Origin of the sequence: Streptomyces kebangsaanensis, assembly GCF_001906585.1 — a bacterium.
Classification (GTDB): Bacteria; Actinomycetota; Actinomycetes; order Streptomycetales; family Streptomycetaceae; genus Streptomyces; species Streptomyces kebangsaanensis.
In genome coordinates, this window is the sequence record NZ_JUJA01000016.1 from 2,173 (window position 1) to 2,390 (window position 218).

Annotated in this window: 1 pseudogene; it reads right to left on the bottom strand. The window is 77.5% G+C overall.

From position 1 onward, the window contains the following. A pseudogene (locus RH94_RS41870) lies at positions 1 to 218 on the bottom strand (protein phosphatase); the annotation flags it as partial.

The following is a 218-nucleotide window of genomic DNA, read 5'->3' on the forward strand; positions in this document are numbered from 1 at the left end:
CCTGCCACAGCGGCTCCTGGGCGGCGGCGGGCCAGCACTCGAGGAGCCGCCGGCCGACCAGTTCGCTTCCGCTGCGCCCGGCCACGTCGGCGGTCCGCGCGGTGGCGGCGTCGACGCGGTAGTCCTCGACCTCGCCCGACGGCGACCGCACCGGGGTGAGCAGCAGCGTCATGCCCGGCAGGGCCTCGAACAGGGCGTGGACCCCCTCCGCGGCACTG